Source organism: Staphylococcus pragensis (assembly GCF_004785665.1).
Taxonomy (GTDB): Bacteria; Bacillota; Bacilli; order Staphylococcales; family Staphylococcaceae; genus Staphylococcus; species Staphylococcus pragensis.
In genome coordinates this window covers 335,804-352,607 of the sequence record NZ_SRPJ01000001.1, presented here as the reverse complement: position 1 = coordinate 352,607, position 16,804 = coordinate 335,804, and the positions used below count along the sequence as shown (strand labels likewise).

Sequence of the window (16,804 nt, the reverse complement as noted above, 5' to 3'; positions counted from 1 at the left end):
GAATTAACCAATTTGAATACGTTCTTTAGGATAACTAAATTTATCTGGTTCTTTACGTCCTGATATCATAATAATAAATGATATTAGTCCAACACGACCGATAAACATTAGAATCATCAGAACAACTTTAGTAATGCTACTTATATTATCTGTTACACCTAATGACAAGCCACATGTACCAAAGGCAGACATTACTTCAAAGAAGACTTGCAAGAAACTAAGGTTATTTTTTTCAGTGGCTAGAATAATAATCATACTCACAAAAGTAAGAATTGAAGCCATTGTAAATACCGCAAATGATCTTTGAATATCTACCACATGAATTTCTCGATTATATACTTTGATTGAAGTTTTCTCAGAATTATTATTAAAATTAATGACAAATAGAATTAATATCGCAAATGTTGTTGTACGAATACCCCCACCTACAGAACTAGGAGAAGATCCAATGAACATTAAGATACTCATGATTACATTCGTAGCATCGCTTAATTGCGTTACATCAATAGTCTGTAATCCAGCACTTCGAGTAGTAGCTGATTGAAACAGCGCGTAAAACAATGATTGATGCCAACTTAACCCTTTAAACGCGTTATTATGCTCTAGTGCTAAAATAGCTAGTACCCCAAATGTGAATAAAAAGAAATATGTAGTAGTAGTAATTTTAGTAAATAATGAAAATCTAAAATGACTTACCCTATTTCTAATATAAGCACGTACTTCCAATAACACAGGAAATCCTATAGAGCCTAAGATAATAAGAAACATTACTATCGTCTGAACAAAATAATCATTTGCATAAGGAATTAATGATTGACCTGTTATGTCTAAACCGCCATTTGTAGTAGCAGATATAGAAACAAATAAACCTTGCATTAATGCATTTTTTAAATCTGGATTATCTCTATAGAAGTAAAATGCTAGTAACAATGCACCTATAAATTCAATAGTGACAATTGTTTTAATAATCTCTAATATTAGTTTAACTGTGCCACTCATCGTATCTTTGTTATTATCTAACATGATTAATTGACGCTCTCGAATCCCAATGTGTTTACCAAGCACTACCCATAAAACCGTACCAATGGCCATGACACCAATACCACCGATATTTAGAATGATGAGTATAATGATTTGCCCAAATGCAGAGTATGTATCAACTATATTCACTGGGGTTAATCCTGTTACACTGATACCAGAAACGGCTACAAACAGAGTATCAATTGGCGAAACATTCACACCTGGCTTATGCACAAAAGGAAGGTTTAATAATAAAAAAGCGACAATTATGGCTATTAAATAATATAAAACAATCCCTTGTTGAGGACTTGATTTTTTAAGTAACTTACTAAAAATAGACACTAACTTGTCACCTCAACGTTATTTTAATTTTATTTTTATCTTTTGAGATTTTCCTTCTCTAAAAATTTTCGCGGACAATGTTTTTAAATCTTGTCTGTGTTCAAAAAGAATTTGTCTATACTGTAAATTATTTTTTAAAGTTTTACTATCTAATTCTACAATGACATCGCCAGTTTTTAAACCAGATTTTTCTCCTAACCCACCATCTTTTAAATTTTTAACTACAATACCTTGGTTAATTTCATTAGGTAACTTAATCATTTTTCTTTCGTAACTGTTCATGTCTTTTACGTTTTCAATTGCTATTCCAGTATTTGGATACTCAATTTTCCCGTTTTTTTCCAATTCATTAGCTATAGATTGTGCTTCATTAATAGGTATTGCAAAGCCCATTCCTTCAATACTTGGCATATTTATTTTGAGAGATACTATCCCTATTAAGTCTCCGGTTTTATTGATGACCGGACCACCAGAATTACCAAGATTCACAGGCGCGTCAATTTGAAAGGCTTTAATGAGTTCATCATTATTATTATCTTTATCAAAATCGACTGGTACTAAACGATTAATTCCTGAAATAATACCTTTAGAAACAGTATTTTTAAAGTCATTTCCTAGCGGATTTCCTATAACTATAATAGATTCCCCAACTACTAAATGATTTGAGTTTCCAATATGAAGCGGTTTAATATTACCATCTTTTAATTTCACTTTAAGCACTGCTACATCAGACCATTTGTCTTTACCTACAACTTTTGCTTGTACAGTTTTATTATCATCGTAAGTTATTTTAATATCGTCGCTTTGATCAATAATATGTGTATTGGTCAAAATAAAAATAGTGTCGCCTACAGTTTTGTAGACGACACCTGAGCCAAGTTCATTATCTGAATTTGTATTTGTTTTTTGAACTGAAGTATTCTTAGGTGTGTTACTTTCGACTGTTACGACTGATTTAACAGCATTATTAGCAATTTTCATAGTTGTGGTATACTTCTTATCGTTATTTTCGCTTTGATTAATATTTTGATTATGTTTTGAGTGAGAAAAAATCGAATTTAGTACTAAAATTAATAATAGAATAATGATAGCAATAACAATCTTAATCCAGTGACGTTGTAGAAAGACTTTCACTTTATCCATCATTTCATTACTATTATTTGATTTTGTCGGTTGGGTTTCATTTTGAGAATCAAAGTTCTTCTTAGCGTTATTTTCATCTCTTGATGCTTCTTGAGCCTTTAATTCTTTATCTTCTTTTACTTTTTGAGTAGATGTTTTTTTGTGATTATCTTTTGTATCATATTTATTTTCTTCATTGTTTTTCTCTATTGATGTTGTGTTATTGACTACACTATGTGGTTCACGCTTACTATCTATGTCATTTGTTTGATTATCATAGACTGTTTCAACTTTTTGCTCTTTTGTTTTATCTTTATTTTTAGTAGCTTGCGTATCTTTTTCTTTATTTTTGTTTACCCTACTATATACAGGTTGAGATTCTTTTTCTTCAGTTGAATTTTCTTTGTTTCGCTGATGTTTTAATTGATCGCTATCTGTCGCATTATTTTTTTCTTCGTTTAAACGTTGTTCTTCAGGCAATGTTAAATTATGTTCTTTATTTTCATTGGTTGAAGAACTATTGTTATTTGCTCTTAATTTGGCTTCATGTTGTTGCTGTTGTATTTCTTCTTGTGTTAATTTTTCAATTCTAGCTTTTCTTAAATTATCTCGAACACGTTCTTCATTTACTTTTACTAATTGTTGCTCTTTTTCAGCTAAACGTTCACGTTGCTCTTTCTCACGCGCAATTCTTTCTTCACGTTCTTCATTATGAAAATATTCATGACGCTTACGACGATATCTATCGCGTGGTATGACGTGCTTTTTATCATTATTCAAAGCTGTCCACTCCTAACATTATAATCACTAGCTATAAATATGTATCATTTTAGACTATAGACAAACTCTTTCACTCTTCATCAACTTATACATAACTAGCTCATTTACACAAAGTAAACACCCGTTGTTACGTATTTCGTTTCCTCGATTGACAAGGGCTTTCTAACAGTCTTGCAAATTCTAACTTATAGGCAAGTAGAAGATGCCTAATAAAATTTGTTAATTTTAAGTAATTTATTCATTAATTAAATTTTAATATCAAAAGTACTAATAAGCAATGAATAGACCGTTTATTTTCTTAATTTTATAAGAAAAGTGTCTTTCAAAGTTTGTTTAAAATTAAACTTAGAAAGACACTAAATGTATATTATATATTATTTTGCTTTCTTTTTATTGTTGCGTACTGATGTTAACCAGCCAATTACAACTAATAAAATCATAACAACCCAGAAGATAGTTTGCCATAGAGCACCATGTGGGAAGTCTTCAGGTAAAATACCGATATCTTTATGAGCAAGCACGATAACGACTAATTTAATACCTACCCAACCAACGATAGCGAAGGCAGCTCCTTCTAAGCCTGGGTATTTATTTAATAAGTCAACAAACCATGTGGCAGCGAAACGCATTAAAATAACACCAATCATTCCGCCTATAAACATAACACCAAATTGACCTAAATCCATTCCACCAAAGTGAATGCCCATTTTAGGAAGTGTTACGGCGATTGCCATAGCAGCTAACATAGAGTCGATGGCAAATGCGATATCTGCGAATTCTACTTTAAATACAGTGCCCCAGAATTGTAAAGGACTTACTTTCTTTTCAACGCCAGATTCATCATAGTGATGATCGTCTCCAGCTTCATGTTCATCCTCTTTCTTATGGAAGAAATTCCATAGATTTCTAATGGACATAAAGATTAAATATGCCGCACCAAGAGCTTGGATGAACCAGAAATTAACAATAATACTAATTAAGAATAATGCAATAAAACGGAATACAAATGCGCCTAAAAGGCCATAGAATAGTGCTTTTTTACGCTGCTCAGGTGGTAAATGTTTTACCATTACAGCCATTACAACAGCATTGTCTGCTGCTAATAATCCTTCTAAGAATACAAGGACTAAGATTACCCACAAATACGGTAATATTAAACTCGGATCCATAGGGGACAACTCCTTTTTCATTTTATACAAATAAAGAGACCTATGCTAAATAATAGCAAAGGTCTCACTTAGCAATTCATTTGCCCACTTTACCGGAAGTATTTACTTCGTAATGACGATAAAGTGCTAAACCAATTTGTTCAAATAGTGGTTTCAAGTTACTCCCCTCTGACAACATGTCATAGGTATTCATTTGTTATGTGTATTATAACCAATATTCTTAGTAATAAACAATCATAATTGATTATATTGATTGATTTTAATTATAATTTCACTTTAATATCCCATACTTATAATAAACTATAGAGTTTGATGTCTGGGAATTTTTCTTCAAACCAACGTGTTGCGAATTCATTTTCAAATAAGAAGACGAAGTTATCATATCTATCTTTCACTAAGATTGAACGAGATGTATTCATTTTATCTTGAATATCTTCTTCATTTTCAATCCAACGTGCAATTTTTCTACCTACAGGTTCCATAACTACATCTACGTTGTACTCATTTTTCATACGGTGCTCAAACACTTCAAATTGTAATTGTCCCACTGCCCCAAGAATAATTTGATTCGTATGCAATGTTTTATAGTATTGAATTGCACCTTCTTGTACTAACTGTTCAATACCTTTATGGAAATGTTTTTGTTTCATAACGTTCTTCGCAGACACTTTCATAAATATCTCTGGCGTGAACTGTGGTAAATCTTGGAAACTAAATTTTTGTTTACCGCCTACTAATGTATCACCAATTTGATAGTTACCAGTATCATATAAACCAATAATGTCCCCTGCTACGGCATGGTTAACCGTCTCTTTATCATCCGCCATAAATGATGTTGAACGTGTAATTTTTTGTTTCTTCTCAGTACGTTGTAATGTAACGTCCATACCACGTTCAAATGCGCCACTTACTACACGCATAAACGCAATTCTATCGCGGTGTTTAGGGTCCATATTCGCTTGAATTTTGAAAATAAATCCTGAGAATTCATCGTCAAATGGACTTACTTCTACGTCTTCATTAGTTTGACGTGCATTCGGCATAGGTGCATGGTCTACATAAGCATTTAAAAAGTTTTGAACACCAAAGTTAGCTAAAGCTGAACCGAAGAATACAGGTGTTAATTCACCGTTTAATAAAGCTTCGTTATCAAATTCTTCTCCCGCTTCTTCAACTAGCATAAATTCTTCAATCGCTTGTTCGAAAGCACTGTCATTAGTTATAGCATGATCTTCTTTTAATTCGTAATCGTCATTTAAATGTAAGACATTTTCTTCGTCTCTAAACGGTTCAATTGATTTAGAATGACGATCGATAATACCAAAGAAATTTTGTCCCATACCAATTGGCCAGTTCATTGGGTACGTATCAATATTTAATGTTTCTTCAATTTCATCTAATAATTCAAATGGCTCTTTACCTACACGGTCTAACTTATTAATAAATGTAAAAATCGGGATACCTCTCATTTTACATACTTTGAATAATTTTAATGTTTGAGGCTCGATACCTTTAGCACAGTCAATAACCATGACGGCACTGTCTACAGCCATTAAAGTTCGATACGTATCTTCAGAGAAGTCTTCGTGTCCTGGTGTATCTAAGATATTAATTTTATAATCGTCATAATCAAATTGCATTACAGAACTTGTTACAGAGATACCACGTTCTTGTTCTACTTTCATCCAGTCACTTGTAGCAAACTTTCCAGTCTTTTTACCTTTAACTGTACCAGCTTCACGAATCGCTCCACTAAAATACAATAATTTTTCAGTTAACGTTGTTTTACCAGCATCCGGGTGAGAGATGATGGCAAACGTCTTTCTTGACTCTACTTCTTCTTTTAAACTCATTTAATATTCTCCTTCAAATCATTCGCAATCCATTCAGATAATTTAGAAGCAATACGTGTCGCTTCATTTTCATCTTTAAAAGTAAATAATTGCATTACTAATTCTTCTTGAATTTCATTTATATTCATGTCGTTATAATCAATTTCAACAGACCAAAACATGTCTGGAATAGCTATCATTAGCTGTTCTATCTCATCATTCTTATAAAGATATACATTGACAACTTCATTTTGTTCAGAAAGTTGCTTAATCTTCAACTGGGCCACCGCCAAATTTTTTATAAGCTGCTTCTAATCCGATTAAGTCATCTCTATGAGGCACTTTAACATGTCCAGGCATGATTTGATATGGTTCTCTTCCTTTAGAAGCTAGAACCACTGTATCCCCTGGTTCTGCAACGTCAATCGCATGTCTAATACCTTCAGCTCTATCGTCAAATTCAACATAGTTATCATGTGTGGCACCTTTGGCTAATTCTCCAGTTAACATTTTTGGATCGTCGTTCGCTGGGTTATCCGGTGTGAAAATTACATAGTCTGCACGACATGCAACCGAGCCCATTTCAGGTGTTTTAGTTAAATCACGTTCTCCAGCCATACCTACTAAGAAGATAAGCTTTTGCTTAACAAATGGTTTAACCGCATCGATAAGCTTATTCATGCCATCAGCAGTGTGAGCATAGTCTATAATTAAATCAATAGGTAATGATGGATCTAACACTTCTAAACGACCTTCTACTGGTTCTAATGATTTAACGACGCGTACAATATCTTCCATTGCAGTGCCTTTACTCCAAACAGCAATCATTGCTGCCATAATATTTGAAATATTAAACTTACCAACATATGGTGATTGAACATGATATGTGCCAACTGGGGTTACAAAGTCAAACTGAACACCTTGTAATGACTCTTGAATATTCTTTGCCATAAATTGTGCTTCATTATCTATACCGTAACTAAAAATTTCAAACGGTGTTACTGAAGCTAGATATTCTGAAAAACCATCATCATTGTTTAATACGACATATTTTTCTTTAGATAAGTCTTCGCCTAATTGACTGAATAGCAATGATTTAGCGTGCCCATAAGCTTCCATTGTACCGTGGAAGTCTAAGTGGTCTTGTGTAAGATTAGAGAAGATAGCAACATCAAATTCTACGCCTCGTAATCTTCCTAACGCTAAACCGTGGCTTGAAACTTCCATTGTCATCGCTTCTGCATTTTTATCAACCGCTTCTTTAATTTTTTTAGTTAATGAAACAGTTTCTGGTGTAGTATTGGCACCTTTAGTCTTTTGTTCATTAATTTGAAAGCCGTTTGTGCCCAAGTATGCACTACCTTTTCCTAAACCTCTGAAAATGAGATGAATCATCGTAGCTATTGATGTTTTACCATTTGTACCTGTTACACCGAATGTAGCTAGCTTTTGGCTAGGATAATCAAATAAAGTATGAGCAAGTAAACTTGCTACTCTTAGTGTATCTGGAACGATGATTTGTGTTACATCGCCATTAATTTCTTGTTTGTGGTTCACTACTATAACTTTAGCGCCTTGATCCACTACGTTCTGGCAAAACTTATGGCTGTCAACAGTATATCCTTTTGATGCGACAAATATACTTCCTTCTTTTGCTGTACGTGAATCTGTAGTAATATCATTTACATTTATATCTAAAGTTCCAATAACTTCTTTGACTCTTATTTTTTCGAACAACTCATTCGCATTCAAAATGTCTCGCTCCTTTTTTTACAATAATTCTATTATACACGTTTTAAAGACGTTGATAAATTCATTATTATCAGATTAAATCAATTTAATCACTTGATTTGATACTTCCTCACAATCCAACAATCATTTCAATCTCACTTATAAATTCTATTTATTAATTTGAAGTTAATTATTTTAAAATTTTATATATATGTAGCTTTATAGCAATACATTTGAACACTTTAATGCTAGGATATAAGTATAAACAACGAGTATTCACTATTTCATTGTGCTATAATGCACTATAAATGAAATTAATAGGTTTTATATAGGTTATAAATTTCTCTTCATAAATATTAATTTTAACCTTAATATATTCCTAATTTTTATCAGTGATAAATTTAAATTATTGGAGGGTGACTATTAATGGTTACTCAAAATAAAAAGTTATTGATTATTACCGGGTCATTTGGAAATGGTCATTTACAAGTAACACAAAGTGTCGTTAATCAACTTAATGAAATGAATTTACCTCACTTAACGGTGATTGAGCATGACTTATTTATGGAAGCTCATCCTATATTAACTTCTATATGTAAGAAATGGTATATTAATAGCTTTAAATATTTTAGAAATATGTATAAAAACTTTTATTATAGTCGCCCAGATGAATTAGATAAATGTTTTTATAAGTATTATGGCTTGAATAAATTAATTAATTTACTTCTCAAAGAGAAGCCAGATTTAATATTATTGACATTCCCTACTCCGGTTATGTCAGTTTTGACTGAACAATTTAACATGCGCATTCCAATTGCGACTGTAATGACTGACTATCGTTTGCAGAAGAACTGGGTTACGCCAAATTCTCACAGATACTATGTAGCGACGGAAGATACGAAGAAAGACTTTATGAATGTAGGTATCCCTGCATCTGATATTAAAGTTACTGGTATCCCTATTTCAGATAAATTTGAAGAGGACATTGATAAAGAGTCATGGTTAACTCAGCATCATCTTAGTCCAGACAAGCCTACTATTTTAATGTCAGCTGGTGCCTTTGGTGTTTCTAAAGGCTTTGAATATATGATTGAAAATATTTTAGAAAAAAGCCCACATTCTCAAATTGTAATGGTGTGTGGTCGAAGTAAGGCATTAAAACGTAATTTAGAGTTACAATTTAAATCATATGATAATGTCCTTATTTTAGGTTATACAAAACACATGAATGAATGGATGGCTTCTAGCCAACTTATGATTACAAAACCAGGCGGTATCACTATTTCTGAAGGCTTAACTAGAAGTTTACCTATGATTTTCTTAAATCCTGCTCCTGGGCAAGAACTAGAAAATGCATATTACTTCCAAGAAAAAGGATATGGCAAAATTGCTAATACACCTGAAGAAGCAATTGATGTCGTGTCTGATTTAACTAATCATGAAGATAAACTTAAAACAATGAGCGAAAAAATGGCGAATGAAAAAGTTGATTATTCAACATATAGACTATGTAACGATCTATTAGATATCCTAGATAGTTCATCACAACAACAGGAAATTTATGGAAAGGTGCCACTTTATGCCAAGTTCTTCGTTAAATAATAAAAATATAAGTAAAAACTTTAAGATAATGCTTATCATTCTATTTTTAATGGAATTTGCTAGAGGAATGTATATTTTAAGTTACATTAATTACTTACCTACTGTCACTTCTATTGCAGTAGGAGTAACCTCAGCAGCATTATCGATTCATTTTATTTCCGATGCAGCAACCAATTTTGTCATCGGCTTCCTATTGAAAAAGTTTGGAACTAAAATCGTCTTAACTTTAGGATTTTTGCTTGCTTTCATTAGTTTATTTTTAGTTATCTTTTTCCCCGCAAATCCAATAATCATTATCTTTAGTGCGATTATGCTAGGTATTGCTGTCAGTCCTATTTGGGTCATTATGTTATCCAGTGTTGAAGAGGATCAGCGTGGTAAACAAATGGGATATGTATACTTTGCATGGTTATTAGGTTTGCTAGTAGGTTGGGCATTTATGAATGTCTTAGTAAAATTACATCCAACACGCTTTGCATTTATGATGTCTCTAGTGGTCGTTATTGCGTGGGTATTATATTACTTTGTTGATATTAAACTAACGAACTATAATACTAAACCCGTTAGTGAACAACTTGGTCAAATCGTTGATGTAATGAAACGTCATATTGTATTATTCCCAGGTATCTTATTACAAGGCGCTTCAATCTCAGCCTTACTTCCTATTTTACCTACTTATGCCACTATAGTCGTTGGTGTGAGTACCATTGAATATACTGTTGCAATTGCGATTGGCGGTATTGGTTGTGCTATTTCAATGCTATTTTTATCTAAGATTATCGATAGAAATAGTCGAGGATTTATGTATGGAATTATCTTTACAGGTTTCATATTATTTACTGCTTTTATCTTCGGATTGTCATTAGTTACTAACATTATCGTTGTATGGATTGTAGCTATCTTCATAGGATTAATGTATGGTATTTTATTACCAGCTTGGAATACATTTATGGCAGGTCAAATAGATTCTTCTGAACAAGAAGAAACATGGGGCGTATTTAACAGTGTACAAGGCTTTGGTTCAATGATTGGACCTTTATTCGGTGGTCTTATTGCACAGTTTTCAAATGGTTTAAGTTATACATTTTATTTTTCAGCATTCATCTTTTTAATGCTAGCTGTATTTTATGGCATTTATTTTATGAAAAGTGGGCATAAACAAAAACGTTTTTAATTCGTATTTAAAAAAGGGTCTAGAAACGAGTGTTATCACACTGATTTCTAGACCCTTCTTCAATATATTAAATAATTACGCTAATTTGAAAGTATCAATTACTTTCCATTTATCTTCTTCTTCGTCAAAACGTAATAATGAAAGTTCATCGATAATTTCTTTATGGTCTACCCCTGCTAATTCTACTTGGCCATAAATATCTTCGAATTCTTGACTAGATAAACCTTGAGCAATTGTAAAATGAGGTACGAAAGGATGTTCCGCTTCACCATGGAAATCCCCAGTATTAAATTTATCGAAAAGTTGTTCTAACTCATCAGTTTTAGCAACTTTAAAATAAATAACATTATTTGTAGGTTTGAAACTTGAAGCTTTTGTTGCATGTACTTCAATTGGTTTTGAACCTTCTAATCTTTTTGAAACTTCTTCTTTTACTGAATCTAACTCTTCATCATTAATTTCAAAATGTGATTTGATCGTAATATGTGGCATGATACGTGCATATTCAGTATCATAACGTTTACGATAACCGTTCACTTCTTCTTGGAATGATTCTGACGGAATTAATGCTAATCCTATATTCATTGAAATTCCTCCTTTGTTTAACATAGTTTCATTATAGCAAAATTCTATATATTAGGTTATGAGTTAATAGAATTTTTTGAAAAGGTTTACAATATTGAAATATAAAGCCTAATCTGTCTTTTCTCTTTATTGAAAGAGTGTATTTAAACCATGTTATTAATAATCAATACCCTTTTCCCGAAAAATATAACTATTTACACTTCATTAGATGGTAATGGGATGTCTTCATTTAAGAAATAATTTAAAATATCATCTAACATAGGTTTCCAAGATTTCCAATTATGCCCACCATCAAATTCAGTATATTGATAAGTAATGCTACATTGTTCAATGGCTTTAGCAAGCGCTCTGTTAGGCGTTAAAAAGTCCGCGCGCTCTCCAGTAGTTGGGAGTTCGAAATCATCTTCTTCTTTACCAATAGCGTGCCAAATTGTTAATTCTTTATATTGTATACAGCTATTCAATTTATCAAGTACTGTTTCGTCAGAATGTGGGCTGAGCATAGCAACTTGACTAAATATAGTTGGATAAGTAAGTGCTGTAAGCAATGCAATACTACCCGCTAAACTATCACCCATTAATATTCTGGCATTTCCTACTTTGAAAGTTGGGAAGGTGTTATCGATAAACGGTAATATCTCTTTCCCCACTGCTTGAACCGTCTTGCTACTACGACTACCTTGAGGATGAAATTCTTCTCGACGCTTATCAACATCCTCATAATGGAAACCAACGATAATAGCGCGTTGAATTTGCTCTTCTCTTCTTAAGCGTTCATATTCACGTTGAATTCTCCCGAAACGTAAAAAGTCGAGTCCATCAAAACAAATGATGACTTGATATTTAAATAGTTCTGAATAATCCTCTGGCAGATAAACAGATAGCGTAACATCTCTTTCTAAAATATTACTATGTAAAACGTGTTTATTGATTTTACCTGGTTTAAAATTCACCATTGTTATTGTTGCCCCCTCTAAATAATATCTTTATTGTATCAAATTTAAATATGACTTTTAAATCACTGATTAACATCAAATAGTAATATTTAATTAAATACTCAATAATATATATTATTTTGATTCTCAACACTTTTAAAGGTTATTATAAAAAATAAAATTTAGACTTGTTATATTTATTTAATTTGAAATAGTATATTTTAATATCTTTTTCACTATTAAAATTTCCCTTTTTAACAATACTCTTTTGATATATACTTATACTAATGAAATGATTACTTTAGGAGGAAGTAAGCTTATGCTTAACAAAGTATGGTTTCGAACAGGGATTGCGCTAATCATTCTGTTCGTGCTAATTAAATTATTTATGGAAGTACAAAGCGTCTTTGCCCCTATCGCAACAATTATTGGCTCTGTATTCCTTCCATTCTTAATTAGCGGATTTTTATTCTATGTCTGCTTACCTTTCCAGAACATCCTTGAAAAATGGGGCTTCCCTCGTTGGGCGAGTATTTTAACAATATTTATTGGTTTAATTGCAATTATCGCTATTATTGTAGCTTTCGTTGCACCGATTATTCTTTCAAATGTTAATAATTTAATTAAAGCAACGCCGACATTACAACGTGAGGCTGAAAAAATTATTAATTTCTCACTTAACCAAATGGATAAATTACCTAGTGATGTGACTAATCGCATCAATTCTGCAGTAAAATCAATTGGTGATAGTATGACTGGTATTTTAGCAAATTCATTTACTTACATAACATCATTGATTTCTACTATATTCTTATTGGTTATGGTGCCTTTCTTCTTAATTTATATGTTAAAGGATCACGAAAAATTTATTCCTGCAACTGCTAAATTCTTTAAAGGAGAACGCAAAGTCTTCGTAGTTGATTTATTAAAAGACTTAAACTTTACTTTGAAATCTTATATTCAAGGTCAAGTAACAGTAAGTGTTATCTTAGGTATTATCTTATATATTGGATATACAATCATCGGTTTACCTTATACGCCGTTACTTGTATTATTTGCAGCTTTCGCAAACTTAATTCCTTTCTTAGGACCATGGTTATCATTTGCACCTGCCGCGATTCTAGGTATAATTGATGGCCCAACGACGTTCATTTGGGTATGTATCGTTACTTTAATTGCACAACAACTTGAAGGTAACGTCATCACACCAAATGTTATGGGTAAATCTTTAAGTATTCACCCGCTTACAATCATTGTAGTCATTTTAGCTGCTGGGGATTTAGGTGGATTCACACTTATTTTAATTGCTGTGCCTTTATATGCAGTACTTAAAACGGTTGCTAGTAATATATTTAAATACCGTCAACGTATTATTGATAAAGCAAACAGCGATGTGAAAGATTAATAGTATTACTGAAAAGCGCTACTCTATGTTGATAGAGTAGCGCTTTTGTTGCAATATATAGGAAACTTCATTTACTACAAAACAAAATAAGGGAGTGGGACAGACATTAAATAAATTTCGTCGTTCAACCCCAGTTTGCTTTATTAGTGGAATTTCTTAATGAAATTCTCCGTGCTAGGGCCCCGCTCCCCGGCAAGGATGACTAGATTTGAAAAAAGCTTGATTTAAGCGCATTTTCAAACCAGTCAGCTACTGCCAATATATTAGCAAAGGCTAAGACATTTTAATTTGTCTCAGCCTCTATATCTCATACTATTATTTAATTGCGTGGAAACCACTGTCTACGTGAATATTCTCACCAGTTACACCGCTTGAGAAATCACTTAATAAGTAAGCTGCTGTTTTACCAACTTCTTCTTGATCAACATTACGTCTTAATGGTGCACGTTCTTCGATTTCTTTAAGAATTGTGTTAAATCCGCCAACACCTTTTGCACTTAATGTACGGATAGGACCTGCAGAAATCGCATTAACACGGATATTATCTGGACCTAAGTCATAAGCTAAATATTTAACGTTTGCTTCTAAACTAGCTTTCGCTACACCCATAACGTTATAGTTTTGAACAGCAAACTCGCCACCTAAATAAGTTGTAGCTACGATACTACCGCCATTTGGCATGATCTTTTTAGCTTCGTGCGCAACGATAGTTAATGAATATGAACTAATATCTTGAGCTAATAAGAAACCTTCGCGAGATGTTTCAGAGAAACGACCACGTAAATCTTCAATATTTGCAAAAGCAATTGAATGATAAACACCATCAATATTTCCAACTTCTTCGCCAATTTTAGCGAAACCATTTATTACGTCTTCATCTTTTTGGACATCAATTTGGTATAATTTTGGATCTTGTTGATTTAATTGGTCTAATAATTTTTCTAATTCTTTACGGCTACGATCTTTACGATATGTAAATACTAACTTAGCACCTAATTGGTCTAATACTTTAGCAACGCCGAATCCGATACTACGTTTATTAGCAATACCCATAATAACGAATGTTTTATTTTCAAGATTAATCATGCGAATAACTCCTTATAATCATTTATTATTTAATCTGTAAACATATTGTTTAAAACAATAAAGAATACTTTAATGAATATATTTTACCATTCTTAATAAAGGTTTATAAAGCAATATCAGTGTTTTATTTAAAAAGAAGGTACACCAACATATGATGTACCTCCTTTTCTAAACTTTAATAATAAAATTCGAGTTCTGATTTCAATTCATCTACATATTCTTTAGAACCTGTAACGATTAAACGATCTTTATATCTAAGTTGTGTATCACCATGTGGGACTATAGACTCGTTATTGCGAATAATTCGCACGAAGATTATATCGCCACCAAATGGGAAATTACGTAATTGTATATTTTCATATTTATGATTCAACATTTCAATTTCATATAATGATGTTTCAACGTTACTTAAGATATTTAACATATTCGGTGTTTCAATTAAACCTTGAAGGAAGACCCTATTACTAATAAAGTTACTGAATACTTCAATACCTTCCGCTTTCATTTCATCATCTTCACTACTACTTTCAAGTCTGCAGATCACTCGCTTCACATCATGTGCTTTAGCTAATTTAGCAACATCTCGGTTTAAGCTATCATCATTAGCCGAACATACTACGATATCTTGATCGAATAATCCTAGTCTTTCTAACAAATGTTCTTCATATTCCGAAATTTCAACCACTGTCACGTTATCTGGTAAATTACGTTTATCACCTAAATCTTTACGATAATACAATGTCACATTATATAAATGTGGTGACAAGTTTCGAACAATTGGGATAGTTAATTGGTTTTTACCAATTAAGGCAATATCAATTTTACGATTCGCTTCATCTGGAACTGGAAAGACTTTTTTGAAAATGATAGGTACAAACACACAGGTAATAATCGCACTTAATATTAAAATACCTGACATTTCAGATGAAATAGTATGTAATTGTTCTGCAATTTTTGCTGATGCGATAACTAATGACAATGTTGATGTTAACAAGAACGCTGACGCTATCGTTGTCTTACTATCAAACCAACGTCTGATAAAGAATACTGGAATTAATTTTGAAATAATAAAAGCTAAAATTAACACAGGTATAATAAGTAATAATGATGGTTCTTTAATTAAAGAAGGAATATTTAAATCTACACCTACCATAATAAAGAATATCGGAATAAAGAAACCATATCCAAACGAATCTAATGTATGTACTAGTTCTTCGTCTGGTTTCAGTAAAGATACAACCACACCTGCTAAGAAAGCACCTAATATATATTCAGCCCCAACGCCTTCAGCTAAAGCGACCAATAATATTATTAACGCAAAAATAGCTCTAATACCTATTTGTGTTGTTCCGCCAATTAAACGATGTAAAAACTTCATACGTTTAAAGACAACACCTAGTATATAAAAAATAGCTGTAAAGACAAGCAGTATAGCAGATAACCATACGGAGCTACCACTGTTGCCATTGATACCGCCATAAACGGTTAATAAGACCATTGTTACTAAATCGGCTAAAACCGCAACAAGTAGAATAAATTGACCAATGGTAGTACGCATAATGTTCATTTCTTTTAATGTAGGTACGACTACACCTAATGAAATAGTTGAAATGATAATAATCATTAATAAGACATCATCCACAAGCCCTAACCATTTAAAGGCGTATGCTAGGATGATTGAAATAATCATGATAAAAGCAAATACTGTTAAAGCTAAATTAAGATGACTTGGTACATGTTTTTCATTTTTATTAGTACCTTGTCGGTTACGTGTATCCTTTTTAAACGTACTAAAATCAATTTCAAGACCACTTAAAAACATTAAAAAGATAAAACCAAGTGTTGAAAGAATACTAAGTACACTATCCTTTTCAACAATATTTAAAAATGAGTGGCCAATTATTATTCCCATAATAATTTCAGCCACTACTACAGGTAAAAACGTAATATTTAATCTATTTACAATGATGGGTGTAAAAAATGCTGCTACAACTACAATTACTAGAGAAAAGAACTCCATT

At 32.2% G+C, this 16,804-nt stretch carries 13 protein-coding genes and 1 riboswitch; of the genes, 3 read left to right on the top strand and 10 right to left on the bottom strand.

What is annotated here, in order from left to right:
- Positions 1-3 precede the first annotated feature (3 nt).
- From E2558_RS01750 to E2558_RS01725, 6 genes are all read right to left on the bottom strand, one after another.
- On the bottom strand, positions 4-1,362 hold the full coding sequence (locus tag E2558_RS01750) for a TrkH family potassium uptake protein (protein ID WP_126565273.1): 1,359 nt from the start codon (positions 1,360-1,362) through the stop codon (positions 4-6).
- 18 nt (positions 1,363-1,380) lie between these two features.
- On the bottom strand, positions 1,381-3,264 hold the full coding sequence (locus tag E2558_RS01745) for a S1C family serine protease (RefSeq protein ID WP_126565272.1): 1,884 nt from the start codon (positions 3,262-3,264) through the stop codon (positions 1,381-1,383).
- A gap of 374 nt (positions 3,265-3,638) precedes the next feature.
- Positions 3,639-4,433: a TerC family protein gene (locus E2558_RS01740; RefSeq protein WP_126565271.1), complete on the bottom strand. Its 795-nt coding sequence runs from the start codon at positions 4,431-4,433 to the stop codon at positions 3,639-3,641.
- Positions 4,434-4,503: 70 nt separating this feature from the next.
- A riboswitch (yybP-ykoY riboswitch) is annotated at positions 4,504-4,612 on the bottom strand.
- A 111-nt stretch (positions 4,613-4,723) separates the two neighbouring features.
- Positions 4,724-6,286 (bottom strand): peptide chain release factor 3, encoded by a 1,563-nt coding sequence (locus E2558_RS01735; protein ID WP_126565270.1) that lies wholly within the window; start codon positions 6,284-6,286, stop codon positions 4,724-4,726.
- Positions 6,283-6,543, bottom strand: coding sequence for a YueH family protein (locus E2558_RS01730; RefSeq protein WP_126565269.1), 261 nt, complete (start codon positions 6,541-6,543; stop codon positions 6,283-6,285). Before E2558_RS01730 ends, E2558_RS01735 begins: the two co-directional genes overlap by 4 nt.
- Positions 6,533-8,017, bottom strand: a complete 1,485-nt coding sequence (locus E2558_RS01725) for a UDP-N-acetylmuramoyl-L-alanyl-D-glutamate--L-lysine ligase (protein ID WP_126565268.1) — start codon at positions 8,015-8,017, stop codon at positions 6,533-6,535. Before E2558_RS01725 ends, E2558_RS01730 begins: the two co-directional genes overlap by 11 nt.
- 405 nt (positions 8,018-8,422) lie before the next feature.
- Between E2558_RS01725 and E2558_RS01720 the strand changes: the two genes are divergently transcribed.
- Positions 8,423-9,598 carry a diglucosyl diacylglycerol synthase gene (locus E2558_RS01720; RefSeq protein WP_126565267.1) on the top strand — a complete coding sequence of 392 codons (1,176 nt, stop codon included), beginning with the start codon at positions 8,423-8,425 and terminating at the stop codon, positions 9,596-9,598.
- Complete coding sequence (ltaA, locus tag E2558_RS01715; RefSeq protein WP_188349580.1) at positions 9,576-10,772, top strand: lipoteichoic acid biosynthesis MFS flippase LtaA; 1,197 nt, start codon at positions 9,576-9,578, stop codon at positions 10,770-10,772. Before E2558_RS01720 ends, ltaA begins: the two co-directional genes overlap by 23 nt.
- 75 nt (positions 10,773-10,847) lie before the next feature.
- Here ltaA and E2558_RS01710 read toward each other — a convergent pair whose 3' ends face one another.
- Positions 10,848-11,357: a YjcG family protein gene (locus E2558_RS01710; protein ID WP_126565265.1), complete on the bottom strand. Its 510-nt coding sequence runs from the start codon at positions 11,355-11,357 to the stop codon at positions 10,848-10,850.
- Positions 11,358-11,551: 194 nt separating this feature from the next.
- Complete coding sequence (locus E2558_RS01705; RefSeq protein ID WP_126565264.1) at positions 11,552-12,313, bottom strand: esterase family protein; 762 nt, start codon at positions 12,311-12,313, stop codon at positions 11,552-11,554.
- Between the two features lie 298 nt (positions 12,314-12,611).
- Between E2558_RS01705 and cozEa the strand changes: the two genes are divergently transcribed.
- Complete coding sequence (gene cozEa, locus E2558_RS01700; RefSeq protein WP_126565263.1) at positions 12,612-13,697, top strand: lipoteichoic acid biosynthesis protein CozEa; 1,086 nt, start codon at positions 12,612-12,614, stop codon at positions 13,695-13,697.
- Between the two features lie 315 nt (positions 13,698-14,012).
- Here cozEa and fabI read toward each other — a convergent pair whose 3' ends face one another.
- A complete protein-coding gene (gene fabI / locus E2558_RS01695; RefSeq protein WP_126565262.1) occupies positions 14,013-14,783 on the bottom strand; it encodes an enoyl-ACP reductase FabI in 771 nt (256 codons plus the stop codon).
- 175 nt (positions 14,784-14,958) lie between these two features.
- On the bottom strand, positions 14,959-16,803 hold the full coding sequence (locus E2558_RS01690; RefSeq protein WP_126565261.1) for a monovalent cation:proton antiporter family protein: 1,845 nt from the start codon (positions 16,801-16,803) through the stop codon (positions 14,959-14,961).
- Position 16,804 lies beyond the last annotated feature (1 nt).

Excerpts from the sequence above, each read along its gene's own strand:
- E2558_RS01740 (WP_126565271.1), bottom strand. The coding sequence starts at position 4,433 with ATGGATCCGAGTTTAATATTACCGTATTTGTGGGTAATCTTAGTCCTT.
- E2558_RS01705 (WP_126565264.1), bottom strand. The coding sequence starts at position 12,313 with ATGGTGAATTTTAAACCAGGTAAAATCAATAAACACGTTTTACATAGT.
- E2558_RS01690 (WP_126565261.1), bottom strand. The coding sequence starts at position 16,803 with ATGGAGTTCTTTTCTCTAGTAATTGTAGTTGTAGCAGCATTTTTTACA.
- fabI (WP_126565262.1), bottom strand. The coding sequence starts at position 14,783 with ATGATTAATCTTGAAAATAAAACATTCGTTATTATGGGTATTGCTAAT.
- E2558_RS01710 (WP_126565265.1), bottom strand. The coding sequence starts at position 11,357 with ATGAATATAGGATTAGCATTAATTCCGTCAGAATCATTCCAAGAAGAA.
- cozEa (WP_126565263.1), top strand. The coding sequence starts at position 12,612 with ATGCTTAACAAAGTATGGTTTCGAACAGGGATTGCGCTAATCATTCTG.
- E2558_RS01735 (WP_126565270.1), bottom strand. The coding sequence starts at position 6,286 with ATGAGTTTAAAAGAAGAAGTAGAGTCAAGAAAGACGTTTGCCATCATC.
- E2558_RS01720 (WP_126565267.1), top strand. The coding sequence starts at position 8,423 with ATGGTTACTCAAAATAAAAAGTTATTGATTATTACCGGGTCATTTGGA.
- ltaA (WP_188349580.1), top strand. The coding sequence starts at position 9,576 with ATGCCAAGTTCTTCGTTAAATAATAAAAATATAAGTAAAAACTTTAAG.